At 46.5% G+C, this 25446-nt stretch carries 25 protein-coding genes and 2 pseudogenes; 20 read left to right on the top strand and 7 right to left on the bottom strand.

Annotation, left to right across the window (positions count from 1 at the left end; all coding sequences use genetic code 11):
* Nucleotides 1-162: 162 nt before the first annotated feature.
* Nucleotides 163-780, top strand: coding sequence for a 3'-5' exonuclease KapD (kapD, locus tag AB447_RS08305; RefSeq protein ID WP_048353799.1), 618 nt, complete (start codon nucleotides 163-165; stop codon nucleotides 778-780).
* Nucleotides 781-808: 28 nt separating this feature from the next.
* Here kapD and kapB read toward each other — a convergent pair whose 3' ends face one another.
* On the bottom strand, nucleotides 809-1237 hold the full coding sequence (gene kapB / locus AB447_RS08300) for a kinase-associated lipoprotein KapB (RefSeq protein WP_082142496.1): 429 nt from the start codon (nucleotides 1235-1237) through the stop codon (nucleotides 809-811).
* A 19-nt stretch (nucleotides 1238-1256) separates the two neighbouring features.
* Here kapB and AB447_RS08295 point away from each other — a divergent pair, with 19 nt between their 5' ends.
* Nucleotides 1257-1451, top strand: coding sequence for a hypothetical protein (locus AB447_RS08295; RefSeq protein WP_048353801.1), 195 nt, complete (start codon nucleotides 1257-1259; stop codon nucleotides 1449-1451).
* A 29-nt stretch (nucleotides 1452-1480) separates the two neighbouring features.
* On the opposite strand, the gene AB447_RS08290 is transcribed toward AB447_RS08295, so the two are convergent.
* Nucleotides 1481-2644 (bottom strand): MalY/PatB family protein, encoded by a 1164-nt coding sequence (locus AB447_RS08290; protein ID WP_048353802.1) that lies wholly within the window; start codon nucleotides 2642-2644, stop codon nucleotides 1481-1483.
* A 168-nt stretch (nucleotides 2645-2812) separates the two neighbouring features.
* On the opposite strand from AB447_RS08290, the gene AB447_RS08285 reads away from it, so the two are divergent.
* Nucleotides 2813-3067 (top strand): DUF1871 family protein, encoded by a 255-nt coding sequence (locus tag AB447_RS08285; RefSeq protein ID WP_046129933.1) that lies wholly within the window; start codon nucleotides 2813-2815, stop codon nucleotides 3065-3067.
* A 291-nt stretch (nucleotides 3068-3358) separates the two neighbouring features.
* On the opposite strand, the gene AB447_RS08280 is transcribed toward AB447_RS08285, so the two are convergent.
* Nucleotides 3359-4180: an alpha/beta fold hydrolase gene (locus AB447_RS08280; RefSeq protein WP_048353803.1), complete on the bottom strand. Its 822-nt coding sequence runs from the start codon at nucleotides 4178-4180 to the stop codon at nucleotides 3359-3361.
* A gap of 181 nt (nucleotides 4181-4361) precedes the next feature.
* Between AB447_RS08280 and AB447_RS08275 the strand changes: the two genes are divergently transcribed.
* From AB447_RS08275 to yugI, 3 genes are all read left to right on the top strand, one after another.
* On the top strand, nucleotides 4362-4862 hold the full coding sequence (locus AB447_RS08275) for an Lrp/AsnC family transcriptional regulator (RefSeq protein WP_046129935.1): 501 nt from the start codon (nucleotides 4362-4364) through the stop codon (nucleotides 4860-4862).
* Nucleotide 4863: 1 nt separating this feature from the next.
* The gene (locus AB447_RS08270; RefSeq protein WP_057957514.1) at nucleotides 4864-6024 is read left to right on the top strand and encodes an aminotransferase; all 1161 of its coding nucleotides are present in this window, start codon (nucleotides 4864-4866) and stop codon (nucleotides 6022-6024) included.
* A 208-nt stretch (nucleotides 6025-6232) separates the two neighbouring features.
* Entirely contained in the window at nucleotides 6233-6622 is a 390-nt protein-coding gene (gene yugI / locus AB447_RS08265) for a S1 domain-containing post-transcriptional regulator GSP13 (RefSeq protein WP_048353805.1), read from the top strand.
* Between the two features lie 55 nt (nucleotides 6623-6677).
* Here yugI and AB447_RS08260 read toward each other — a convergent pair whose 3' ends face one another.
* Nucleotides 6678-6914 (bottom strand): DUF378 domain-containing protein, encoded by a 237-nt coding sequence (locus AB447_RS08260; protein ID WP_048407158.1) that lies wholly within the window; start codon nucleotides 6912-6914, stop codon nucleotides 6678-6680.
* 137 nt (nucleotides 6915-7051) lie between these two features.
* Between AB447_RS08260 and AB447_RS08255 the strand changes: the two genes are divergently transcribed.
* From AB447_RS08255 to AB447_RS08240, 4 genes are all read left to right on the top strand, one after another.
* Nucleotides 7052-8215, top strand: a complete 1164-nt coding sequence (locus AB447_RS08255; RefSeq protein WP_048353806.1) for an iron-containing alcohol dehydrogenase — start codon at nucleotides 7052-7054, stop codon at nucleotides 8213-8215.
* Between the two features lie 282 nt (nucleotides 8216-8497).
* Entirely contained in the window at nucleotides 8498-9850 is a 1353-nt protein-coding gene (locus AB447_RS08250) for a glucose-6-phosphate isomerase (RefSeq protein ID WP_048353807.1), read from the top strand.
* A gap of 128 nt (nucleotides 9851-9978) precedes the next feature.
* Nucleotides 9979-10158, top strand: a complete 180-nt coding sequence (locus AB447_RS08245) for a hypothetical protein (RefSeq protein WP_057957513.1) — start codon at nucleotides 9979-9981, stop codon at nucleotides 10156-10158.
* Between the two features lie 348 nt (nucleotides 10159-10506).
* Complete coding sequence (locus AB447_RS08240) at nucleotides 10507-10911, top strand: YugN-like family protein (protein WP_048353808.1); 405 nt, start codon at nucleotides 10507-10509, stop codon at nucleotides 10909-10911.
* Here AB447_RS08240 and AB447_RS08235 read toward each other — a convergent pair.
* Both AB447_RS08235 and AB447_RS08230 read right to left on the bottom strand, forming a co-directional pair.
* The gene (locus AB447_RS08235) at nucleotides 10908-11891 is read right to left on the bottom strand and encodes a potassium channel family protein (RefSeq protein ID WP_048407159.1); all 984 of its coding nucleotides are present in this window, start codon (nucleotides 11889-11891) and stop codon (nucleotides 10908-10910) included. The genes AB447_RS08240 and AB447_RS08235 overlap by 4 nt on opposite strands.
* Nucleotides 11888-12142, bottom strand: a complete 255-nt coding sequence (locus tag AB447_RS08230; protein ID WP_046129944.1) for a protein mistic — start codon at nucleotides 12140-12142, stop codon at nucleotides 11888-11890. The genes AB447_RS08235 and AB447_RS08230 overlap by 4 nt, the downstream gene beginning before the upstream one ends.
* 191 nt (nucleotides 12143-12333) lie before the next feature.
* Between AB447_RS08230 and AB447_RS08225 the strand changes: the two genes are divergently transcribed.
* From AB447_RS08225 to AB447_RS08195, 7 genes and pseudogenes are all read left to right on the top strand, one after another.
* The gene (locus AB447_RS08225; protein WP_048354744.1) at nucleotides 12334-12558 is read left to right on the top strand and encodes a YuzI family membrane protein; all 225 of its coding nucleotides are present in this window, start codon (nucleotides 12334-12336) and stop codon (nucleotides 12556-12558) included.
* A gap of 99 nt (nucleotides 12559-12657) precedes the next feature.
* On the top strand, nucleotides 12658-13335 hold the full coding sequence (locus tag AB447_RS08220; RefSeq protein WP_048354751.1) for a zinc metallopeptidase: 678 nt from the start codon (nucleotides 12658-12660) through the stop codon (nucleotides 13333-13335).
* Between the two features lie 49 nt (nucleotides 13336-13384).
* Nucleotides 13385-14674 carry a hemolysin family protein gene (locus AB447_RS08215; protein ID WP_048354743.1) on the top strand — a complete coding sequence of 430 codons (1290 nt, stop codon included), beginning with the start codon at nucleotides 13385-13387 and terminating at the stop codon, nucleotides 14672-14674.
* A gap of 230 nt (nucleotides 14675-14904) precedes the next feature.
* A complete protein-coding gene (locus AB447_RS08210) occupies nucleotides 14905-15636 on the top strand; it encodes a GH12 family glycosyl hydrolase domain-containing protein (protein WP_048354750.1) in 732 nt (243 codons plus the stop codon).
* Between the two features lie 92 nt (nucleotides 15637-15728).
* Entirely contained in the window at nucleotides 15729-17414 is a 1686-nt protein-coding gene (locus tag AB447_RS08205; RefSeq protein WP_048354742.1) for a glycoside hydrolase family 13 protein, read from the top strand.
* A gap of 36 nt (nucleotides 17415-17450) precedes the next feature.
* Entirely contained in the window at nucleotides 17451-17852 is a 402-nt protein-coding gene (locus AB447_RS08200; protein WP_048354741.1) for a secondary thiamine-phosphate synthase enzyme YjbQ, read from the top strand.
* A 109-nt stretch (nucleotides 17853-17961) separates the two neighbouring features.
* Nucleotides 17962-18189, top strand: a pseudogene (locus AB447_RS08195) (nitronate monooxygenase); the annotation flags it as partial.
* A 104-nt stretch (nucleotides 18190-18293) separates the two neighbouring features.
* On the opposite strand, the gene AB447_RS08190 reads toward AB447_RS08195, so the two are convergent.
* On the bottom strand, nucleotides 18294-19031 hold the full coding sequence (locus AB447_RS08190; RefSeq protein WP_048354749.1) for a protein-glutamine gamma-glutamyltransferase: 738 nt from the start codon (nucleotides 19029-19031) through the stop codon (nucleotides 18294-18296).
* A 177-nt stretch (nucleotides 19032-19208) separates the two neighbouring features.
* Here AB447_RS08190 and tlpB (AB447_RS27615) point away from each other — a divergent pair, with 177 nt between their 5' ends.
* The 3 genes and pseudogenes from tlpB (AB447_RS27615) to tlpB (AB447_RS08175) all read left to right on the top strand — a co-directional run bounded on the left by tlpB (AB447_RS27615) (nucleotide 19209) and on the right by tlpB (AB447_RS08175) (nucleotide 25437).
* Nucleotides 19209-21194 carry a HAMP domain-containing methyl-accepting chemotaxis protein gene (gene tlpB, locus AB447_RS27615; RefSeq protein WP_057957512.1) on the top strand — a complete coding sequence of 662 codons (1986 nt, stop codon included), beginning with the start codon at nucleotides 19209-19211 and terminating at the stop codon, nucleotides 21192-21194.
* 143 nt (nucleotides 21195-21337) lie between these two features.
* Nucleotides 21338-23323: a methyl-accepting chemotaxis protein gene (tlpB, locus tag AB447_RS08180; protein WP_057957511.1), complete on the top strand. Its 1986-nt coding sequence runs from the start codon at nucleotides 21338-21340 to the stop codon at nucleotides 23321-23323.
* 129 nt (nucleotides 23324-23452) lie between these two features.
* Nucleotides 23453-25437: pseudogene (gene tlpB / locus AB447_RS08175) on the top strand (methyl-accepting chemotaxis protein TlpB).
* Nucleotides 25438-25446: the final 9 nt, after the last annotated feature.

Below are 25446 nucleotides of genomic sequence, written 5' to 3'. Positions count from 1 at the left end.
CCTTTTCAGAAAATAATCACTTAAAGATAGAAATATAATGATATAATAAAAGAAAAGTTAACGTGTCTTTTGAAATCAAAAACAGGCTGAAAGCATTGGGACGGGGACGGTGCAAACCAAGTGAAAGTCTTTATATTGCGATAAGAAAGGCAGGTGGAAAAAGTGAAAACAGATTCATTGCTGATTATCGATTTTGAATTTACAATGCCTGAGGGGAAATATCATCCGCAAAATTTTTTTCCGGAAATCATTGAAGCGGGGATTGTCAAAGTTGCGAATGGTGAAGTGACAGAGACGTTTTCCAGCTATGTGAAACCAAAGAAATTTCCAAAATTAACGAGACGGTGCAAATCGTTTTTAAACATCACACAGGAAAAAGTCGATCAAGGCATCGCGTTTCATTCCTTGATTGAGAAGCTGAGGGAGCTTGATTCTGATCAAAACAGCGTCATTATTACGTGGGGAAACATGGATATGAAAGTGTTGAAGCAAAATTGTATGTTCAACCACATTCCGTTTCCATTTAAAGGGGAAATGAGAGATTTGTCAATGGAGTACAAGGAGTTTTTCGGCGACAAAACGCTGACGAATTTGTGGAAAGCTGCGGAGGAATACGGCGACTCAGGGACGGGAAAACAGCATAAAGCGCTTGACGATGCCATGACAACATATAAGCTGTTTCAGCTGGTGGAACGGGATAAACAGTATTTGGAGAATCCTAAACCGACGACGATCGGAGACAGGATCGAACTTTCGAAAGTATTTCCGCATGCCACATAAAAAGCCCAATCTTATACTGAAGATTGGGTTATTTGTTTGGAAAATATTCTTTTTCGAGTCCAGCGGCGCATTCCAGCGATTTTGCCGCATAATCGGAAGCGTCTTGTAATAGTTCTCTTTTAAAACGATCTAAAGCGTCGCGAAGCGATTCCTCATAATCCGGCACCGGACCGTCGAACGGCTTCACCATATGGTGCGGAATGTTTGTTTGTTCGCGGTAAGCAAGCGTCTTCCGCTCATGAAAAAAGGGCACATCCGCATCCTTTGGGTGGTGAAGGTCGCCCTGCTTCGGATGGGTCAGGACGGCGAGGATTTTGACGAGATAGTGCATCGGTTTAATATCCGTAATTTCTCCAATATATACGCCTGTTTTATAAAAGCCTTTCACTTTATCTCCGATTTGAAACTGATTCACTAAAAACCCCTCCTGATGGTATGATGGTGTTATAAAAAACATAATCGGGGAGGAAGGAACATTGCCGCTGCTCATTCAGTTCATGCTGTATTTCCCTGAGGATAAAAGAGAATACATTCCTTCTTTTATCACGCTGGCTGTTTTCTTTATCATCGCCGCATTCGTATTTAGGCTGATCGTCAAGCATTCCCGGCAAGAAGCGAAAAAAGCCGAACAGCTTGAAAAAAAACTGCATCAAGAATGGCATAAGCGGTAAAAAGAGCACCCGGCCTGCGGCCGGAGTGCTTATGATAAGGCCGTTTTCAGCCGTTTCAGTCCCTCTTTTACGACCTGCAGCGAACACCCGACGTTCATTCTCACAAAACCTTCTCCGCCAGGGCCGTACTTCGGTCCCGGCTCAAGGATGAGCTTTCCTTTATGGAGCAGCCTGTCCTTTAATTCCTGATCTGAGAGGCCGAGCGCCCGGCAGTCGAGCCATATCAAATATGAAGCATCAGGAATCATCATCTTGACCTCCGGCAGCTCACGGGCCAAAAAGGCGCGGACTTCTTCCATATTGTTTTCGATATAGGAAATCAAGCTGTCGAGCCATGGTTCTCCTTTTGAATAAGCGGCTTCCATCCCGGTGACGGCAAACGCGTTTAAAGACGACAGCCCGACGCGCTGCATCGTCTTTAGGAATGCATTTCTTTTCGTCAGATCCGGTATGATGATGGCTGACGCCTGAAGGCCCGCCAAATTGAACGTCTTGCTCGGAGCGATGCATGTGATGGAAAGTGCGGCCAATTCCCGGGAAATGGAAGCGAACGGTGTATGCTTCAATCCGTGCAGCATCAGGTCGGAATGGATCTCGTCCGAAACGACGGTCACCTGGTGGGAAAGGCAAAGCTCGCCCAATTTTGCCAGTTCATCCTTCGTCCAGGAACGTCCTGAAGGATTATGCGGATTGCAAAGGATCAAAAGCTTTACATTCGGCTCTTGAAGCTTCCTTTCAAGATCATCGAAGTCCATTTCATAACGTCCGTTTTTTTCTATTAATGGATTATGTAAAACGTTGCGGCCGTTTCTTTTCACCATGTCAAAAAACGGAGGATAGACGGGCGGCTGCACGATCACGCTGTCACCCGGTTCTGTATACGCTTGGACGGCGATGCCGAGAGCGGTTACAATGCCCGGGCTGAAGGTGATTGCTGACGGATCGATTTCCCAGCCGTGTCTTCGGCTGAGCCACCCTGCGACAGCTTCCTTCGTGGCTGCATTTGGAGACGTGTATCCAAATACACCGTGCTCGATGCGCTGTTGCAGCGCATCAATGACTTCTTGAGGCGCGCGAAAATCCATATCCGCCACCCACATTGGCAGCGCGTCTTTCACGCCGAACAGCTCCTCGGTCAAATCCCATTTGACGGACTGGGTTCCCAGTCTGTTTTGTTCTGTATTAAAATCCATGATCTCACCTCATGTCTCTTTCATATGTAATACATTAACGATCATGAAAAGAGATTGCAATGGTTAAGCAAGAAAAATGAAAAGGGAAAAAACGAGCTTTTCTTCCCGGACACCTCGATCCTTGTGGTACAATAGCCGTGTATAATTACACGTTAAGCGGTGATAAACATGGAAGAAAGTCAAGCAGCAGCGCAAATCATCCAAATGATAAAAAAATGGGACCCTTTTCAGGCCGGAGGGGATTTCTACGAAACGGAAGCGGCGGAAATCGTCCAGGCCGTCTATACAGAAGATGATCCCGAGCGGCTTGGAAAAGCGATTCAAACCATTTTTGACGTATCGTTTGACAAAGAGCTGCCTTTGGAGGATTGCAAAAAGCTGGCGGAGCGGCTGCTCGTCATTAAAGACAGCAGCACCTGCTGATATCATATGAAAGCACCCGGTTAAGGCCAAGCCTTGTGTGCCGGAAAACGAAAAGCCGCCGGTGTTCCGGCGGCCTCAGATTGTTGACAAAATCCTAAAACGATTTAAAGTTTTAGGATTTTGTCATCCATTCAGCGTGACCCGTCTAGGAAGGCCTGGCATCAGACTTTCACAGGACGTGATGACGGCGGTGTTCAGGCAGTACGGGCCGTTAGCCGCCGTTCCTTGAGACCTGACGACGAATGCGAAGGTTTGTCGACACGCTGAAGCCGCCTTGATGGGCGGTTTTTTTTATGTGAGGACAAACTCTGCGATCCTATCTGACACGTAATCGGGGTTTTCTTCCGGAACGAGATGCCCGGTATGCTGCAAAGAATAAAACGTGGAATCAGGCAAATCCTGATGCAGCCTTTTTCCGATCTGAACCGGGACGATGCGGTCTTCCTCACCCCATATTAAAAGGGAGGGGGTTTCGATCTTTTTTAAATCGTCGGGTGTTAAATCTCCTTCGCGATGGCGGATGAGCCGGGCGAGCGCCCTGAAAATCTGGTCGTCGAGAAACGGCTTCAAATAGCCGTCGATCATTTCCTGATCGATCAGATTACTGTCATATACGACGTTCCGCAAATTTTTCAGCACGCCTTGTTTGGACAGCCAGCGTTTAATGTACAAATAAAAGTACGGAATGTGGCTTCCGAAAACAAGCGAACGGGGCGACCGCTTCAAATACCCGGAACTGCACAGCAGCACGACCTTTTTAAACAATTCTGGCCTTTCTTTTACGGCATAAAGCGAAATTTGCCCGCCCATCGAATGGCCGACCAGGATGGCCTCGCTAATCGTGAGCTGTTCAATCAAATCGATGACCACCTTGGCCATATTCCTGTAGGTATAAATAAAAGTCTGCGATTTTTCCGATTGACCGAACGGAGGCAGGTCAATGGCGATGATGTTAAATTCATCCTTTAATAAAGGAATGATTTTTCTGTAGCAAAACGAAGACGAAAGAAATCCGTGTATTAAAATCAGCGTTGTTTTTCCGGGATTATCATAATGTTCGTAATAGATATCGACCCCTTGTATCTTCTGTGTCGAAGGTTTTGTTAACAGCATGATAAAAATCACTCCGAATGGTTTTGTTTCAGCACTAACGTAAACTAACTGCACATCGTCAGCCAGTCTTTCATATCGTACCCGAAAAAATTTTTTTCACGCGATTTTTTCCGGACTTACATTCGCAAAAAATCGTGCTATAATAATCAGAAGATTTCTCGACATAAAAGGTGTGAAGCAGATGAAGCTAACAGAAAAGGAAACCGAAATACTCGAAATATTAGAGGAGAACAGCCGCCTGAATCCGGAAACGATTGCGAAAATGGCGAATATTTCTCAGGAAGAAACAAAGGCCATCATCGAAAAGCTTGAAAAAGAAAAGGTAATCATCGATTATTCGGCGATGATCGACTGGCGGAAAGTAGACGGCCATGAAGGCGTGACGGCGATGATCGATGTCAAAGTGACGCCGAAGCGCGGCGTCGGGTTCGATGAGGTGGCAGAGCGCATCTACAGGTTTGATGAAGTTGAATCCGTTTACTTAATGTCAGGTGTTTATGATTTGTCTGTCGTCATCCGCGGCAGAACGATGTCGGATATTTCTCACTTCGTATCGGAAAAATTATCGACGCTTGAATCTGTCGTATCAACAACCACCCACTTTATTTTAAAGAAATACAAGCACGACGGTAAAGTTTTTGACTCCGGTAATGATGACAAAAGAATCGTGGTGTCTCCTTAACATGAGAGCAACCTATGTATCAAAAGCAGCACAGCAAATCAAACCGTCCGGCATCCGCAAGTTTTTTGATCTTGCGTCAACGATGGAGGGCGTGATTTCTTTGGGGGTCGGGGAGCCTGATTTTGTAACGGCATGGAATGTGAGGGAAGCGAGCATTCTATCGCTTGAACAAGGCTACACCTCCTATACCGCCAATGCCGGTCTGCCTTCTTTAAGGAGGGAAATCAGCGCTTATTTAAATAAACGCTTTCATCTTGACTATTCCCCGGATGACGAGCTGATCGTGACAGTAGGGGCAAGCCAGGCGCTTGATATCGCGATCAGGGCAATACTCGACCCGGGAGATGAAGTGCTGATTCCAGAGCCTTGTTTTGTCGCCTATGAAGCTCTCGTCGCGTTGGCCGGGGGAAATCCGGTCCATATTCATACGAACGCCGAGCGCGGATTCAAAGCGCGACCTGAAGATTTTGAAGCCGCCCTTACGGAAAAAACGAAAGCGATCATTCTTTGTACGCCGTCAAATCCGACCGGGTCTGTTTATTCGAGAGAAGAGCTGGAAGAGATCGCGGATTTTGCGGAAAAGCAAGATCTCATCATTATTGCCGACGAAATTTATGCGGAGCTCACCTATGACGAAGCATTTACGAGCTTTGCCGCGATCAGCGGAATGAAAGAGCGGACGATTTTGATATCCGGCTTTTCGAAAGGCTTTGCCATGACGGGCTGGCGTCTCGGGTATGTCGCGGCTCCGGCTTTTTTAAGGGACCCGATGCTGAAAATCCACCAATATTCGCTGATGTGTGCGCCGAGCATGGCGCAATTTGCTGCTGAAGAAGCGCTGAAGAACGGTTTGGATGATGTGGAAAAAATGAGAAAAAGCTATCGCCGCAGAAGGAACCTTTTTGTAGACGCATTAAATGAGATGGGGCTGGACTGCCACCATCCGGGAGGCGCTTTTTACGCATTCCCGTCGGTCAAAAAAACCGGCATGACGTCAGAAGTGTTTGCCGAAGAACTTCTCATGAAGGAAAAAGTCGCCGTCGTTCCCGGAAATGTATTCGGTTCGAGCGGCGAAGGCTACATCAGATGCTCGTATGCATCATCGCTTGAGCAGCTTCAGGAAGCGCTCGTCAGAATGAAGCGGTTCGTTCAAAGCATATAGACAAAAAAATGCGAAACCTTGACAGGTCCGCATCCAAAATAAGGGGGGAATACTAGAAAGCCTAATTATTCTCAGTATTCCCTTTTTCTTTGGGCTGTAAACATATATTTGCAAAAAAAGTTTTTTTGCTTATAAATGACTTGTATGATATAATTTTTTATTGCGTATAAAAAGAGATTAAATTCATAAGATTTAGGAGTTGTTAGGTATGACAGCAAAATTTGAAGTGGGCAATGTTTACACCGGAAAGGTGACTGGATTACAGGCGTATGGAGCGTTTGTAGCCTTAGATGAAGAAACTCAGGGACTCGTGCATATTTCTGAAGTAACGCATGGCTTCGTTAAAGATATCAATGAACATTTGGCAATCGGCGATGAAGTGCAGGTGAAAGTTCTTTCTGTAGATGAAGAAAAAGGAAAGATCAGTCTTTCCATCCGCGCGACACAGGTAGCTCCTGAACGTAGAGAAAACAAGCCTAGAAAGCAAAAGGCCGCTCAAGCGGAAGAAGCTACTACTCCTCAAGGGTTCAACACGTTGAAAGATAAGCTTGAAGAGTGGATTGAGCAGTCAAACAGAAAAGATTTAATTAAAAAATAAGGCGACAAAAAATAACTCCGGTTAAAAACCGGAGTTATTTTTATATCTGCATATTTTAGCGCATTTCAGGCTCTTTGGCGTCTTCACGAACGGTCTCCTCGTTAGGTTTAAATAAAAGCCCGAGGTTGATTAAACCGGCAATTCCGACAAGCGCGTAAATCGTCCGGGAAATGGCGGAGCCTGGACCTCCGAAGATGGCTGCGACCAAATCAAATTGAAAAAAACCAATCAGTCCCCAGTTAATTGCCCCGATGATCGTAAGTACCAATGCGATTCGTTGAAGCGTACTCATGTATTTGTGTTCCTCCTTTTTCATATCATGAAACATTTATAGATTGTGACGGTTTTGGAAAGTTTATGCGTAGAAGAGCAGATCGCTTTACACGGCGGAAGGTCTTTCAAGATAATATGGATAAAGGAGGAGATTGCATGGACAGCTTTACATATTGGAATCCCACAAAACTCATTTTCGGACGCGGCGAAGTCGAAAAGCTTGCCGATGAGGTCAAACAATACGGCCGAAACGTGCTGCTTGTTTACGGAGGAGGCAGCATTAAACGAAACGGTTTATATGATCAAGTCGTTTCCATCCTCGAAAAAGCGGGGCTGAATGTTCATGAACTGGCAGGCGTTGAGCCGAATCCACGGGTCGCAACCGTCAATAAAGGCGCAAGACTCTGCAAGGAACACGATATCGACTTTCTTTTGGCGGTCGGAGGCGGAAGCGTCATCGACTGTACAAAGGCAATCGCTGCCGGTGCAAAATATGACGGAGACGCCTGGGATATCGTTACGAAAAAACACATTCCGACCGAAGCGCTGCCGTTCGGCACCGTTTTGACATTAGCGGCGACAGGTTCGGAAATGAACTCGGGGTCCGTGATTACAAATTGGGAAACCAATGAGAAGTACGGATGGGGCAGCCCGCTTGTTTTCCCTAAATTTTCGATCCTCGATCCGGTCAACACGTTCACGGTTCCTAAAGACCATACGATCTACGGCATCGTCGATATGATGTCACACGTGTTCGAGCAATATTTTCACCATACAAAAAATACGCCATATCAGGACCGGATGTGTGAATCCCTGCTGAAAACGGTGATTGAAACAGCTCCGAAGCTGATCGAAGACCTTGAAAACTACGAGCTGCGCGAAACGATCCTCTACACGGGCACAATTGCGCTCAATGGCATGCTGTCAATGGGCGCGCGCGGAGACTGGGCAACCCACAATATCGAGCACGCCGTGAGCGCAGTGTACGACATTCCGCATGCCGGGGGGCTTGCGATCCTGTTCCCGAACTGGATGAAGCATACGCTCTCTGAAAATGTCGGCCGCTTTAAACAGCTTGCCGTCCGCGTGTTCGATATTGATGATGCGGGTAAAACAGACCGTGAAATCGCGCTTTCAGGCATTGAAAAGCTTTCTGAATTCTGGACCAGCCTAGGTGCGCCGAACCGCCTCGCCGATTACGGCATCACCGATGAAAAGCTGGACCTCATTGCTGACAAAGCGATGGCAAACGGCGAATTCGGCCGCTTTAAAACATTGAATAAAGAAGACGTGTTATCGATTTTGAAGGCTTCTTTGTAAAAGCGAAAGGAAAACGGCTCGGGAAGGACCGTCTCTTCCCAGGCCGTTTTTTGTTCGCCATTTTGACAAAAATCAATCAGTTCCTTTAAACAATCGTTTTTTCCGGGCCGGAGATATGCCATTTACCCTTTTTCATCACTTGATTTCACAATGGAGTTCATATAAAGTGAAAAGGGAAAAGGCTGTCGCCGAAAATCGACATGTCAGACCCCCGGCTTTACTTAAAATGAAAGCGCTGGCGGGATATCTGAACAAAACAGTGAGTACTGGAGGTTTATTATCATGACGCATGTCCGTTTTGATTACTCAAGAGCATTGCCTTTCTTTAAAGAACAGGAGCTTACATATCTGCGCGATTTCGTAAAAGTCGCCCACCACTCCATTCATGAAAAAACAGGTGCTGGAAGCGACTTTTTAGGCTGGGTCAACCTTCCGACAGATTATGACAAAGAAGAGTTCGCCCGCATTAAAACATCCGCTGAAAAAATTAAAAACGATTCAGACGTTCTGCTCGTCATCGGAATCGGCGGTTCATACCTCGGAGCGAGAGCTGCGATCGAAATGCTGAACCATTCATTCTACAACGTATTGCCGAAAGGAAAACGGAAGACGCCTCAGGTGATTTTCGTCGGCAATAATATCAGCTCTTCTTATATGAGAGAAGTAATGGATCTTCTTGAAGATGCCGATTTCTCAATCAATGTCATTTCCAAATCTGGAACAACGACAGAACCGGCGATTGCTTTCCGGATCTTCCGCAAGCTTCTTGAAGAAAAGTACGGAAAAGAAGAAGCAAAACGCCGCATTTATGCAACGACTGATAAAGCGCGCGGTGCATTAAAAACGCTTGCTGATGAAGAAGGCTATGAATCGTTCATTATTCCTGACGACGTCGGCGGCCGCTACTCTGTCTTGACTGCGGTAGGTTTATTGCCGATCGCCGTAAGCGGAGCCGATATTGACGAAATGATGAAAGGTGCGGCCGATGCCAGCAAAGACTTTGCTTCCTCAGAGCTTGAAGACAATCAGGCGTACCAATATGCCGCCGTCAGAAACATCCTTTACAATAAAGGCAAAACGATCGAAATGCTGATCAACTATGAGCCTGGCCTTCAGTACTTTGCAGAATGGTGGAAACAGCTGTTTGGAGAAAGCGAAGGAAAAGACGAAAAAGGCGTTTATCCGTCGTCTGCCAACTTCTCAACTGACCTTCACTCTCTTGGACAATACGTACAAGAAGGAAGAAGAGACATGTTTGAAACGGTGTTGAACGTTGAGAAGCCGAGACATGAGCTGACGATTGAAGAGGCGGAAAATGACCTTGACGGCTTGAACTATCTTGCCGGAAAAACGGTTGATTTCGTCAATAAGAAAGCGTTCCAGGGCACGATGCTTGCACATACGGACGGAAACGTACCGAACCTGATCGTTAACGTACCTGAAATGAACGCCTATACGTTCGGATATCTTGTCTACTTCTTTGAAAAAGCCTGCGCGATGAGCGGCTACCTGCTTGGCGTCAATCCGTTTGACCAGCCTGGGGTGGAAGCGTACAAAGTGAACATGTTCGCCCTTCTCGGCAAACCGGGCTTTGAAGAGAAAAAAGCCGAGCTTGAGAAGCGTTTGAATCAATAAAATCTTCATATGAGCGTCCCGCCGTGTATAACATGGCGGGGCGCTTTTTTGTTTTTGAAAAAGCCCCTGTCAGGCATAGTGAACAGCCTCTTAAGAAATACTAAATGTAATGAATTAGGAGGAGAAAAATGGACTTTGTTTTTAAAGTATTTTTTCTAATTTTAGCAGGCATGTGCCTGGTGAGGATTTCAAGCAGACCAGATGACGGTCGCACCAACCGTTGTTACGGTTTTTTTGATAGGTACGATGATTGTCCAGCCGATCGTTCGGGACGGCAACAGCGTCTGGGAAAACGATTGCTTCCGTAACTATCTTTATTTTCACGCTGATGGTCATCGATTTTTTGAGATTTAATTTTTTTGAAACCATGATTTCCGAAAACAGCCGTTATCCACGGACAGCTGCATGAAAAAAACCTCAAAAAACACAAAATGACCGTTGATCAGTTGGAAATGCAGGATTTCAAAAATATTTGATGTAAAGACAGCGACTCTTGACAGAACAGCTTAATTGGTTATGAGTAAACTTTTGCAAAACGGGCTCACCGCAGGACAAAATGTCACGATTTATTCAAAGAAATCTGACGAACATCGGAAAGAATTCAAAAAAAACAGCAGCAGCTTTTAACATGACATTTATCGGAAAGGGGTTTTAACATGATCAGCATACCTTCTGAACTCGAAAATCGTTCGTTTTCGCTTTACCATCTTGAACAAACGCTGAAGCCGCTCGGGTTTATCATCGGCGGGGGCTGGGAGTATGACCGCGGCTTTTTTGATTATAAACTCGACGACGCGGACGGCTACCTTTTTTTGCGGCTGCCGTTTGAAGCTGAAGACGGGCAGCTTGATTCGCAAAACGCGACTGTCCAACTGGGCCGGCCTTTTTTGCTCCGTCACGTCTATCAGGAGGCGCTTGATGATCATGTGACACAGGGAAATGTCCGGGCGTCTTTTGACCAGTTTGCCGAACCGAAGAAAAAAGACGCCGATATTCCGGACGTGTATGTAGAGCTAGGGCGTTCTTCGGTAAAGGATCTCGAAAAAGCCCTGTTGTCTTAAAGCGACAGCAGTTTATCCGTTTTCTTTATCGTGTAAGAAAATGAAGGGGATAAAATCGGGCCGTCTTTTTGCTGCACGCCGATAATTAAAATGTGCTCATTCATAAAATGGCTGACCGCCTCCTGAAAAGAACTGCCCGCCATCCGGTCAGGCACGGGAATCGCATGAATTTTCAAATGAACGTCTGCCTCTTGAAAGAGCGGGTCAGAAAGCTGATTTTTGATGAGAAAGTGCCGGAGCATCGCCGTTTTTAAAAGCTCCGCCGTGCTGAAAATTTGATTGGCTCCCGCGCGCTCGGCATTTTTTCTTTGTCTTTCTGTCAATATTTCGACCAGGCAATAGACCGACGGATTGAGCCCTTTCACCGCAAGCAATGTCAAGATCGACTGCATATCCGCATCTGCTTCGTTTTTATGCTGGTCTGCCGTGATAAACACGATCTCCGCCTCTTCAATGTTTGCTTTTTGCAAAACGGCGTCATCTGCTGCATACCCCCGGATGAAATGGATGTTTTCCAACAGGGGCCCTTCCCTCAGCGTTTCATCGATCAGAACGATCGTTTTGTTTGTATCAGCGGATTGCAACGTCCTCATTAATTTATTCGCTTTTTCGTTCCAGCCGATCAAAATCATATGGCCGCGTCCCTTGTAATTCACTTTGCCTTCTGCATAGCGCTGCTGTTTATGGAAAGCGGCCGTTGCCATCGTCGCAAAATATGCCGTGACAAACGCCGCTCCCAATAACACGAGCAGCATGCCGACGATTTGCCCGGCAGGGGTTTTGGGAACATAGTCGCCGTAGCCGACCGTAGAAACGGTAATCAGCGCCCACCAGATTCCTTCAAAAACGTTTGGAAATTGTTCAGGCTCCACCAATGAAATGAGCTGTCCGAATAATATGATCAGCAAAATGATAATAGTCGCGATGCGGAGAGAAATCGGCCATCTGAGCCACCCGATAAACACGCGGTTTGATTTCACGATTTTTCACCATCTTTCAAAAGAGAAAAGGATAAAATTTCTTTTATGATCGCATTTAATTTTTGATTAATGCTTTCCTTCCCGTATTGCTCGATCGCCTGCTTAATAACGTCAGCCGTTTCATCTTCATAGTCGATCAGGGGCTCGTCCTTTACCGATTCATTATAAAGGAGAATAAATGCATCAAGTCCTTCATTCATTTTGTCTATTGCTGTGCTGAGCTGTTCTTTTTCCTGGTCTGTTACTTTCACCGTGTCACCACCCCGAAATGCGTTTTTTTAATCAGTATATCCCTCTTTTGTGAAAATTTTTCAGGTCATAACACTCCGCGCTTATGCGGACAATAAATAATGTCATTCTTGAAATATACATGTTGTGCCCCGGCATATTGATTCTTGTCTTTCCATACACTGTTACAAAACGAGTGAGGGATGAGAGACGAATGTCGTGTCTGGCGAGACTCATCATGATGCTGATCGGGTTCCACCTGATGGCCGGGGCGTCCGTTCAATTTGTTTTTGATTTAAATGAGGTTCATCATTCCTCAGACGGGGTGTTCTGGATGGAGTTTTTTAAGGAGCTGGTGACGAGGCCGCCTTTATATGTAATGATTTCGGGGATGGTGTTTTTGTTTATCGGGGTGTGCTTCCCGCAAAAAAGCAGGTGATGCACTTTTCTGTACAAAAAAGGATCCCTCAAATAAAATATATTTAATATTACGATAAAAAAACTATTTAGCATAAAGAGGGAAGATGATTGCATGAGCATGATTTTTTACTTGTTGACATTTGCTGCATTAGGTTTGTCGATTTGGGCACAATTTAAAGTAAAGGGCAACTTTGAAAAATATTCAAAAGTAGAGGCCTCAAGCGGGAGAACTGGAGCGGAAGTGGCCAGACATATTCTTGACCAAAACGGCCTTTACGATGTGCCGGTTGAACCGGTAAGTGGAACCTTGACAGACCATTACGACCCGACGACACGCGTCGTGCGCTTGTCAGAACCTGTATACTACGGCCGTTCGATCGCAGCGATTTCCGTTGCGTCTCATGAAGTCGGACATGCCCTGCAGCATCAGGAATCATACGGCGCGCTTGTGTTAAGACATAAAATCTTTCCGATCGCAAACTTTGCTTCAGGCGTGGCGCCATTCCTGTTCCTTGGCGGTATGCTGCTCAGAAGCTTTAATTTGATCGGTCTCGGCATCATTTTATTTTCAGCGGCCGTATTCTTCCAGCTCGTGACCCTGCCTGTTGAATTCAACGCAAGCTCCAGGGCGAAGAGGATTATCGTCTCAGAAGGAATGATCCGCAACAATGAAGAAAGAGGCGTAAGCAAGGTGCTTGGTGCCGCTGCCTTGACGTATGTTGCCGCAGCGCTCGTTTCATTGTTCGAATTGCTGCGCTTTGTGGCGATTTTCCTGTCCGGTCGTAATGATGATTAACCTTTAGTCAGAGGAGGTGACCCCTTACCATGTTTGGTAAGGGTTTTTTTTGAATATCTTGAATGTCATACTCGTCATGCTTTTAATCGCAGCTACGGCTTTCTTTGTCGTCGCAGAGTTTGCGATTGTCAAAATTCGCGGCACAAGAATTGATCAATTGGTGGAGACCGGAGATACGCGGGCGATCGCAGCCAAAAGGGTCGTCTCAAACCTTGATGAATATTTATCCGCCTGCCAGCTCGGCATTACCATCACAGCTCTGGGGCTCGGCTGGCTCGGGGAATCGACGTTTGAGAAAATCATTCATCCGGTTTTTGCCTACGTCGGCATACCTGAAACGGTTTTAGGGGTCGCGTCGGTCGTAACGGCTTTTGTCGTTATTACCTTTCTGCATGTCGTCATTGGAGAACTTGCGCCGAAGACGATTGCGATTCAAAAAGCGGAAGCCGTCAGCTTATGGACGGCGAGGCCGCTTATTATTTTCTATAAGGTCATGTTTCCTTTCATTAAATTATTAAACGGGTCAGCCAGCGCGCTGGCGAAGCTGTTCGGCTTTCATTCGGTGAAGGAGCATGAAGTGGTGATCAGCGAGGAAGAGCTGAGGATCATGCTTTCCGAGAGCTATAAAAAAGGAGAAATCAACCAGTCGGAGTATAAATATGTCACCAAAATCTTCGAATTTGACAACCGGCTGGCAAGGGAGATCATGGTGCCGAGGACGGAGATTGCGGTGATTTCATCGGATCAGTCGATGAAGGAAGCGATTGAAACGGTCATGAATGAACGCTACACAAGATATCCGGTGATAAAGGATGATAAAGACCATATTATCGGCATCATCAACAGCAAGGATCTCTTTAAATCGTACTTTCTCGAACAGACGATTGACTTGTCCGAGCTGATGAGGCCGGTCATTAGAGTGATCGAAAGCATCCCCATTCAGGAGCTGTTGATCAGAATGCAAAAAGAACGCATCCACATGGCGATCCTTGTCGATGAATATGGAGGAACGGCCGGCCTTGTCACCGTTGAAGACATTTTGGAAGAAATCGTCGGGGAAATCAGGGACGAATTTGATCAGGACGAAATGCCGCATATCGTTAAAAAAGGCGAGCATCATTATATCATGGACGGCAAAGCGCTCATTGACGAGGTGAATGACCTGCTTCACATCGTAATCGAAAACGAAGAAGTCGACACGATTGGCGGATGGCTCCTCACGCAAAAAATGGAGCTCAAAAACGGCGATATTTTCCGTTCGGAGGGATGCGAATTTAAGATTCTTGACGCTGAGGATCATCATATTCGCTTTGTCGAAGTCAAAAAAACGGATTTTTAAGTTGCGGGATCGTGCGGCTGCTTTTTTAGTTCTATAGCCACTGTTTGCTTTCTGTCTGAAGGGGAATGTGAAAAAGATAAGAAGATCTATTCATGGAAATCATGACTTTTTGCGAATGTGCCGTTGTCCAATCTCTTTTATAATATCGTCTGTACATCATATAAGGAGGTTTGGAAAACGTGAACAGACATGCCGTAAAATCGTTTCTTCTATTTGGCATCGCATGCATTATGTTATTGGCGGGGCCGCTGACGGCCTTGGGCGCTTCGTCCTCAACCCCGTCAGACAAAATGTATTTTAAAAACAAAAAATACTACATTTTCAACAATATATGGGGAGCTGATCAAGTCAGCGGCTGGTGGCAGACCATTTATCATAACAGCGATTCCGATTTAGGCTGGGTATGGAATTGGCCGAGCAGCACAAGTTCTGTGAAGGCGTATCCGTCGATTGTCAGCGGTTGGCATTGGACCGAAGGCTATACGAAAGGAAGCGGATTCCCGACCCGTCTGTCGGATCGAAAAAATATCAACACAAAAGTCAGCTATTCGATCAGTGCGAACGGAACGTATAATGCCGCCTACGACATTTGGCTGCACAACACGAATAAAGCGAGCTGGGACTCTGCTCCAACCGATGAAATCATGATTTGGCTGAACAATACTAACGCCGGGCCGTTAGGTTCATACGTCGAAACGGTTTCAATCGGCGGCCACAAATGGAACGTGCATAAAGGATATGTAGATTCAGGGAACGGCAAGGGCTGGAATGTGTATTCCTTTGTCAGAACATCAAATGTTCAAAGCGCAAGCTTAAACATCCGCGACTTCACAAACTACCTCGCCGGTTCAAAGAAATGGCTCTCTAAAACCAAATATGTCAGCAGCGTCGAATTCGGAACGGAAATTTTCGGAGGGACGGGACAGATTAACATTTCCAATTGGGATGTCACGGTCCGCTAAAAGATGATACAACCGCTCTTTTAAAAGGGCGGTGATTTTTTTGCGCTTTTTACTATATATATCAAACGAAATAACCGATAAGGGGTGTGCTGATGACAAGGGCATGGTGGAAAGAGGCGGTTGTTTATCAAATTTATCCGCGCAGCTTTATGGATTCAAACGGAGACGGTATCGGGGATATTAACGGAATCAGGGCAAAGCTTTCTTATATAAAAGAACTGGGGGCTGACGCCATTTGGATTTGTCCCATTTTTGATTCGCCGAATGCCGATAATGGCTATGATATTAGAGATTATCAAAGCATCTTAAAAGAATTCGGGACGATGGACGATTTTGACGCCTTATTGTCTGAGGCCCATCAGCTCGGCATGAAGCTTGTCATCGATCTTGTCATCAACCATACCAGCGATGAGCATCCGTGGTTTATCGAATCAAGGGCTGATAAAGAATCGCCGAAACGCGACTGGTATATTTGGAGGGACGGGAAAGACGGCGGTGAACCGAATAATTGGGAAAGCATATTCGGCGGCTCCGCCTGGACGTATGATCGTCAAACTGATCAATATTACCTGCACGTATTTGCGGAAAAACAGCCTGATTTGAATTGGGAAAACAGCGGCATGCGCCGCGCCGTATACGGGATGGTGAACTGGTGGCTTGCAAAAGGAATAGACGGTTTCAGGGTGGATGCGATTTCCCATATTAAGAAAAAGGAAGGGCTCCCAGACCTGACCAATCCGAATGATCTTCCCTATGTACCCTCCTATGATTATCACATGAATGTTGACGGGATTATGAAATTCCTTCGGGAGCTGAAGCAGGAAACGTTTGCGAAACACGGGCACATCATGACGGTCGGGGAAGCAAACGGGGTTAAAGCGGATGAAGCGGCAGAATGGGCCGGCGAGAAAAACGGGATGTTCAACATGATTTTTCAGTTCGAGCATCTCGGCCTTTGGGACATTGAGGCAGGAGCGCAAATCGATATCGTTGAACTGAAACGCATCTTGTCATGCTGGCAGACCAGCCTTGAAGGGGTGGGATGGAATGCGCTTTTTACGGAAAACCATGATCAGCCCCGCTCTGTTTCGGTATGGGGGGATGACGGGACATACAGAAATGAGAGTGCGAAAGCCCTGGCTGCTATGTATTTTTTGATGAAGGGTACTCCTTTTATTTATCAGGGGCAGGAAATCGGAATGACGAATGTTGCGTTTTTCGATATCGAAGATTATGACGACATTTCCGTAAAACTTTATTATGACAGTCAAAGACAAGCCGGCAGATCGCACGAAGACACGATGAAAGCGATTTGGAGGAGGAGCAGGGATAATGCGAGGACGCCGATGCAATGGACGGATTCCGGCAATGCCGGCTTTTCAAGCGGAACGCCGTGGCTGCCCGTTAATGAAAATCATCGCTTGATCAATGTCGCCTGCCAGCAGCAGGACCCGGATTCGATCTACCATTTCTACAAACGGATGATCGCCATCAGGAAACGACATGATGTGTTCATTGACGGCGCGTTTGAACTCATCCTTGCGGAGGACCCGCAAATTTTTGCCTATTTGCGCAAGCTTGAAGGAGAAACCGCGCTAGTGATGGTAAATCTCAGTCCGGATTCCGCGCTTTACCGTCATCCCGCTTACCCTTTATCAAGCGGCGGACTCTTGCTTTCCAATATGGATATAAAACCTCATCAGCATCTGACTTCGTTTATGATGAAGCCTTATGAAGCACGGGTTTATGTCCTGCCAAAACAGGAGATCGGCAATTGACAGCGAATTGAAGATGAAAGAAAGGAGCAGATTGACATGTTGAAAAAAATAGCCATTCAGACGAACAAGCGGGATGAAATGCTCGATATCACTGACGAAGTGCAGACATTTATCAGCGAAGAAGAAGTGTCTAGCGGCGTTGTTATCGTCTATTGCCCGCATACGACGGCGGGCATCACGATCAACGAAAATGCCGATCCCGATGTAAAACGGGATATGCTGAGGCGGTTTGATGAAGTATATCCATGGGAACACCGGCTTGACCGCCATATGGAAGGAAATACGGCGGCACATATGAAGTCGAGTACAGTCGGTGCGTCGCAGCATATCATCATTGAAGACGGGAAGCTGGTGCTCGGGACATGGCAGGGGATTTATTTCTGTGAATTTGACGGTCCGAGATCCAGGACGTGTTATGTTAAAATCATCGCCGGTTAAAAGGAGGAAATACGATGAATGAGTTCCATAAAGCGGTTATTGCTGGGGAGTGAATTTCATTCGTCGTCCAAGGAAGTGAAGCGGGCAACCACGCGGCTTTCGCACTGGGCGCAAGGGCGCCCAAGCAGGAGCGGCTTTTTTGATATGCGTTGAAGCGGAACGCCTGCCGTATACAAACAACAATTCTGAAACCGATACAAGGCTGACAAAGCTGTTTTCAGGAAAGCCGGCAAGGGGCATCGTCAACCAGGACGGGCAATATGACGAAGAGGGTACACTGCCGTATCCCGTTCAAAACGCATTGACAAAACCGGTGAGAAAACAGGCGCTCCTTTAAGAAAATCCGGAAAACATGTCCCTATGGTGCAGTCAGGGAGTGCAGGCGGTGAGCAGGGAAACAACCGTAAAGGGACTGCTGGATCAGCTTCCCTGCCGTCCGGGCTATCTAATCATCTGGTATAACGCCGGAATATCAACCCGCGTGGTTTGGCTAAGAAGATGGGCGGACGTCTGTGCTCCGGGCTTTCTCAGCCGGTTCAGCTTTTCAATGATGCTTCCCGCACTCAAAATGCCTAAGCCGTGTGCCGCATATTGGTCATTGCCTAAAAAAATGGCGTTTTCCCCGCGCCATTGGGGTCTTGACGGGTCGAAATCGGGATTTTGAAAATACAGGCAATCTCCCGGAAGAAAATCGTTCCCTTTTTCGGTGTAGATCGGCAGCTTCTCATAATGCCAATCATATAAAATGATCCTGTCATAATGTCTGTCAAAAGCCTGATCGCCGATCGTCCTGACCAGCGCCATATAAAAGATGATGACGATCGCGGTCGCACATTCAAACGCGTAAAGAGAACCGCTTCCAAAAATGTTTTTAATCGCATTGGAAGCGGACGCTCTGTACCTCAATTCTAAAGCTCCTTCCGGCGTCACCCTCCAGAACGCCTCATTGCCATACGTCTTTGAAAAAGTGGCAAACTTTGCTCCGCTGTTGATCAGCGCTTTAGCCGATTCGACGGTATGTTCCCTGAAGCTGAGTTCGAACAGCAGCTCGCGAACCGCATCATATCTATACTGTGCAGGCATTGAAATCATCTGGTTGACGATGTTCTTTTGCATTTGGCTGATGTTCAGTTTCTCCGCGTCTTCCGGGCGAAGCCAATATCCTGAAATATTGATCATAAAAAGCACCCTTTTTCCTTTTTTATTATCGTATGCCTAAAGCTTGGGCAGGGGAAACGGCGGCATCGATTCGCGAAAGAGCTGTTTTTTGAAAATTCCTTTTTTTCTTTTTCGATGTAAAAACGGGCCCCTTCTCCGATATTAAATGAGTAAATCGATGAAAAAGGGGTAAGGAAAATGAAAAGGGTATTGGATTGGATCAAGCGTCCGTCTATTTCAAAAAGATTAGTGTTCTCATTTATTCTGGTTTTGACAGTCCCGATTCTCGTTCTTGCGGCAAGCTCGTATTATACGGCCAGCAGCACGCTTAAAGACGAGATCATGAGGAGCGCCAAAGATAATGTCGATGAATTAAGTGACATTATCAATCAAAATGTCGGAAGCAAGGAAACCGATGTCGCTTATTTTAGCGAATCGATCAATAAAAAGGCCTACACCGAAAAAGGACAGGCTTCTTTAAAAGAAAAATTTGAGCAGTACATTAAGCAAAACAAGGATGTCGAGCTTGTATACACAGGATCTAAAGAAAGCGCCTATACTCAATATCCGAATGCAAAACTGCCGAGCGGCTATAATCCGGTTGAGAGGGATTGGTATAAGCAGGCCGTTGAGAAAAAAGGCGAGACGATCGTCACCGAACCTTACAAGTCTGCTTCAACAGGCCATATGGTCATCACAATCGCCAAGCAAAACGACGATGGCTCAGGCGTTGTCGCGCTTGACATGAACATCGACCAGCTGATCGAATCGGCAAACAGCGTCAGCATCGGAAAAAGGGGATTTGCCTTTATTTCAAGCGCTGAACAAAAATACGTAGCCAACCCGAAAATCAAGGCCGGAACCGAAGTCGAATCAAGCTTGTCAGAGCAGATGTACGGCAAGGAAAAAGGTATGTTCACATACAATGATCAAGATCAGGAAATGCAGACGGTTTATACGACAAACAAGCTGACGGGCTGGAAAATCGGCGGAACGATGTTTACGGATGAAATAACAGATGCGGCACAGCCCGTTTTCAACATGGCAGCAATCGTATTGGCCGCCGCAATTGTCCTTGGCGGCATCCTTGTATACTTCATCGTCCGTGCCATCAGCAAGCCTTTGAATCAGCTCGTATCATCGGCGAAAAGCATCAGCAACGGCGATCTGACGCAGAAAATTGACGTCCGCTCAAATGATGAGCTCGGACAGCTCGGCACAAGCTTTAATGAGATGGCTGAATCGCTGCGTTCTCTGATCAGCGCCATTCAGGAATCGGTCGAGCATGTGGCGTCTTCTTCAGAACAGCTGACAGCAAGCGCAGATCAGACGAGCAAGGCGACGGAACACATCACACTGGCCATCGAGCAATTCTCAAACGGGGCCGAAAGCCAAAGTGAAAAAGTCGAGTCGAGCTCGCACAGATTAAGAAACATGGATGACAGGTTAAAGGATATGACCCGGGTATCTGAAGAGATAACAGATTCCTCGGTACAATCGACGAAAGTGGCCGAAACGGGCGGGAAGCTCGTGCAAAAAACCGTCGGCCAGATGAATTCAATCGATCGCTCAGTTAAACAGGCCGAAGGCGTCGTCAAAGGGCTTGAAGCCAAATCAAAAGATATTACGGCAATCCTGCGCGTCATCAACGGCATCGCCGATCAGACGAATTTGCTGGCGCTGAACGCTGCAATCGAAGCTGCACGCGCCGGGGAATCAGGCCGCGGATTTTCCGTCGTCGCTGAAGAAGTGAGGAAGCTGGCCGCCCAATCGGCAGGTTCTGCTAAAGAGATCGAAGATTTAATACAGAAAATCGTCAAAGAAATCGAACATTCCCTCACGATGTTCCAGTCGGTCAATCATGAAGTGCAGTCAGGGTTGAAAATCACCGAAGAAACCGAGGCCAGCTTCAAACATATTTATGACATGACAAATGAGATAGCCGGCAAGCTGCAAACGATGAACACAGCGGTCGAACATCTGTCAAAAGGCTCGCAGGACGTATCGGAAGCGGTCGGGGACATTGCCGAAGTCTCAAGAGAAAATACCGCCGGCATTCAGGACATCGCCGCATCTGCGGAGGAACAGCTGGCATCGATGGAAGAGATCAGCTCGTCCGCCGCGACGCTTGAACAAATGGCTGAAGAACTCCGCGACCTGACGAGAAAATTTAAGATTGAATAATAGAAGGAGCTGCCAGGCAGCTTCTTTTTGTTGCTTATTTTTAGAATCTTTCGAAATTCTTAAAAAGTTTTTTTATATACATAAACATGTTAATGGTCCGATATTAATTTCATGAATTTAGAAGCTAAAAGGAGTTATATCATATGAACAAATTATTGGAATGGATCAAACGTCCGTCGATTTCCAAAAAGCTGTTTTTAAGTTTTCTATTGGTTTTGACGGTTCCGATTTTGGCGCTCTCCTTCAGCGCTTATCAAACCGCGGGAAGCACCCTTGAAAGCGAAATTATGAGAAGCGCCCGCGACAATGTCGAACAGTTGAATGAAATCATTGATCAAAATATCGGAAAAAAAGAAAATGCGGTTTCATATTTCGGCGACTGGATTAATGAAAAGCTCTATAAAGAAAAAGGAAACGCTACGTTGAAGGAAAAGTTTGAGCAATACGCAAAGCTCAACCAGGATGTTGAAGCCATCTATACAGGCTCAAAAGACGGCCTGTTCGTCCGCTATCCTGAAGAAAAGATGTCAAGCGATTATAATCCTGTTGAAAGAGACTGGTATAAAAAAGCCGTTGAGAAAAAAGGCGAAGTGGTCGTAACAGATCCTTATAAGACCGCTTCAACAGGAACGACGGTTGTCACGATTGCAAAACAAACGGCAGACGGCTCAGGAGTCGTCGCGGTCAACATGAAAATAGATGATCTGATTAAAACGACGAAGCGTGTCAATATCGGAAAAGACGGGTTTGCATTTATTGCAAGCGCGGATAAAAAATATATCGCCCATCCGACAATCAAAGCCGGAACGGAAGGCCAGGGCGATTGGGTTACACAGATGTACGGCAAAGAAAACGGCTCATTTAAGTACACATTCGAAGGCAAAGAAAAGCAGATGGCTTTCACAACAAATAAATTAACCGGCTGGAAAATCGGCGGAACGATGTTCACAGATGAAATTACACAAGCGGCGCAGCCGGTCTTCAACATGGCCGTGATCATTTTAGCCGTCGCGATTGTGCTGGGCGCCATACTCGTCTACTTCATCGTCCGCGGCATCAGCAAGCCTTTAAATCAGCTCGTTTCATCGGCGAAAAGCATCAGCAGCGGCGATTTGACGCAGCAGATCGAAGTGAAGTCAAAAGACGAATTCGGTCAGCTTGGCTCGAGCTTTAACGAAATGGCCGAATCATTGCGCTCATTGATCAGCGTCATTCAATCGTCGGTTGACAATGTGGCCGCATCTTCTGAAGAACTCCACGCAAGCGCGGCGCAGACAAGCAAAGCGACTGAGCACATTACTATGGCGATCGAACAATTTTCGGACGGAAACGAAAGCCAGAAAGAAAAAGTGGAAGCAAGCGCGCATCAGCTAAATAAAATGAATCACGGGATTCATGACATGACAAAAACATCGGCAGCCATTACCGGTGTCTCCGTAAAATCAACCGAGATCGCCGGAAAAGGTGAGGAGCTCGTTCAACGGACGGTCGGCCAAATGAATTCGATCGACCGGTCTGTCAAACAGGCAGAATCTGTCGTCAAAGGGCTTGAAGCCAAGTCAAAAGACATTACAAGCATACTGCGCGTGATCAACGGAATTGCTGACCAGACGAACCTGCTGGCGCTGAACGCCGCAATCGAAGCAGCGCGCGCCGGAGAATCCGGCAGAGGCTTTTCAGTCGTTGCCGAAGAAGTGCGGAAGCTGGCTGCGCAGTCGGCAGGCTCAGCTAAAGAGATCGAAGACTTGATTCAGGAAATCGTCAAAGAAATCGACAACTCGCTGAATATGTTTAAATCGGTCAATCATGAAGTTCAGTCAGGGCTTGAAATAACCGATGAAACACAGTCGAGCTTCAGAACGATTTACGATATGACAAATGAAATCGCCGGCAAGCTGCAAACGATGAATGCAGCGGTCGAACAGTTGTCAATCGGCTCTCAGGAAGTATCCGGCGCCGTCGAAGAGATAGCAGACGTTTCCAGAGAAAGTTCGGCAAGCATCCAGGATATAGCCGCTTCAGCGGAAGAGCAGCTTGCCTCAATGGAAGAGATCAGCGCATCCTCTACGACCTTGGCGGAGCTTGCTGAAGAACTTCGCGATCTGACAATGAAATTTAAAATCGAATAACGAAAACACCCGGGCGTTCCCCGGGTGTTTTTTTGGCGAACCTCGATTATAAAAAATTAAAAAATCAATAAAAAGTTTTTTATAAGAATCCGATATTAAAAATATAAAAGAAAAGGGGTCAACAAGAATATGTCAAAAATGATAAATTGGATCAAACGTCCCTCAATTGCAAAGAAATTAATTCTTTCATTTTTGTTAATTTTAACCATTCCTATTATCGTGCTCTCTTACAGCGCCTATCATACAGCCAGCAGTACGCTTGATACAGAAATCATGAGCAATGCCCGAGAAAACGTAAAACAGCTCAATGACATTATCGATCAGAATATCAGCCAGAAATCGACGGCTATATCCTACTTCAGCGACTGGATTAAAGAAAGTACGTTTAAAGAGAAAGGCAACGCCACTTTAAAAGCAAAATTTGAACAGTACACCGAGTTGAATCAAGATGTTGAAGGCATTTTCGCCGGATCAAAAGACGGGCTGTTCGTCCGCTATCCGTTTCAGGAGATGCCGAGCGGCTATAATCCGGTTGATCGGGACTGGTATAAGCAAGCCGTTGCAAATAAAGGAAAAGTGGTCGTTACAAATCCTTATAAGACAGCGTCAACCGGAACGCTGGTCGTCACAATCGCCAAGCAAACGTCAGACGGCTCCGGGGTTGTGGCGGTCAATATGAAGATTGAAGCGCTGATTAAAGCAACCGACCGCGTCCAAATCGGGAAAAAAGGCTACGCCTTTATCACAAGCGCCGACAAAAAGTTCGTTGCCCATCCGACGAAGGAAGCCGGCACAGATATTGGAGACAGCAGCTGGTCCAAGCAAATGTATGCAAAAGACGAAGGCATCGCTAAATTCAACCTGGACGGCGACAAGCAGATGGCTTTTGCGACAACAAGCTGACGGGCTGGAAGATCGGCGGTACGATGTATACGAATGAAATCGAAGAAGCGTCCCAGCCTGTTCTGCATGCCGCTCTTATCACGCTGGCCGTTAGCATCGCAGCGGGCATCATCCTGATGTTCTTCATTATCAGATCGATCACAGGACCGTTAAGCGAGCTCGTTTCTTCGGCGAAAAGCATCAGCGGCGGCGATCTCACGCAAAACATCAACGTCCGTTCCAAAAACGAAATTGGACAGCTCGGCATGAGCTTTAATGAAATGGCTGAATCATTGCGCTCGCTGATCGGCGTTATCCAAACGTCCGTGGAAAATGTGGCTTCTTCTTCAGAACAGCTGACCGCAAGCGCAGATCAGACGAGCAAAGCGACAGAGCACATTACTATGGCGATCGAACAATTTTCAAACGGAAATGAAAGCCAAAGCGAGAAGGTCGAAACAAGCTCTCAGCAGCTGACTGAGATGAACAACAGACTGCTCGAAATGTCTAAAGTTTCCGCTGCGATTACCGATTCGTCCGTACAATCGACGCAAATCGCAGGTACGGGAGGAGATCTCGTCCAGCAAACGGTCGGACAGATGAATTCAATCGATCAGTCCGTGAAACAGGCGGAATCTGTCGTCAAAGGACTTGAAGGAAAGTCAAAAGATATTACGGCCATTCTTAGAGTGATCAACGGCATTGCAGATCAAACGAATCTATTGGCGCTCAATGCCGCGATTGAAGCGGCAAGAGCCGGCGAAGCCGGACGCGGCTTCTCGGTCGTAGCTGAAGAAGTGCGCAAGCTGGCAGAACAATCGGCATCCTCTGCAAAGGAAATCGAAGGCCTCATTCAGGAAATCGTTCAGGAGATCGGAAAATCGCTTGACATGTTCCAGGCCGTCAACCGCGAAGTTCAGTCCGGGCTTACGATTACGGACGAAACGGACAAAAGCTTTAAGCAAATCTACAATATGACGAACGAAATCGCCGAAAAGCTAAAGGACATGAACGCGGCTGTTGAACAGCTGTCAGCAGGGTCTGAGGAAGTCGCAGGAGCCGTTGAGGAGATTGCCGATGTTTCAAGGGAAAGCTCGGGCAGCATTCAGGATATCGCCGCCTCGGCGGAAGAACAGCTCGCTTCAATGGAAGAGATCAGTTCGTCCGCGGCAACGCTTGAACAAATGGCGGAAGAGCTCCGCGATTTAACGACAAAATTTAAAATTGAATAGCAAAAAGGG

Origin of the sequence: Bacillus glycinifermentans (assembly GCF_001042475.2) — a bacterium.
Classification (GTDB): Bacteria; Bacillota; Bacilli; order Bacillales; family Bacillaceae; genus Bacillus; species Bacillus glycinifermentans.
The sequence above is the reverse complement of the archived record's forward strand: the minus strand, read 5'-3'. Positions and strand labels throughout refer to the sequence as shown.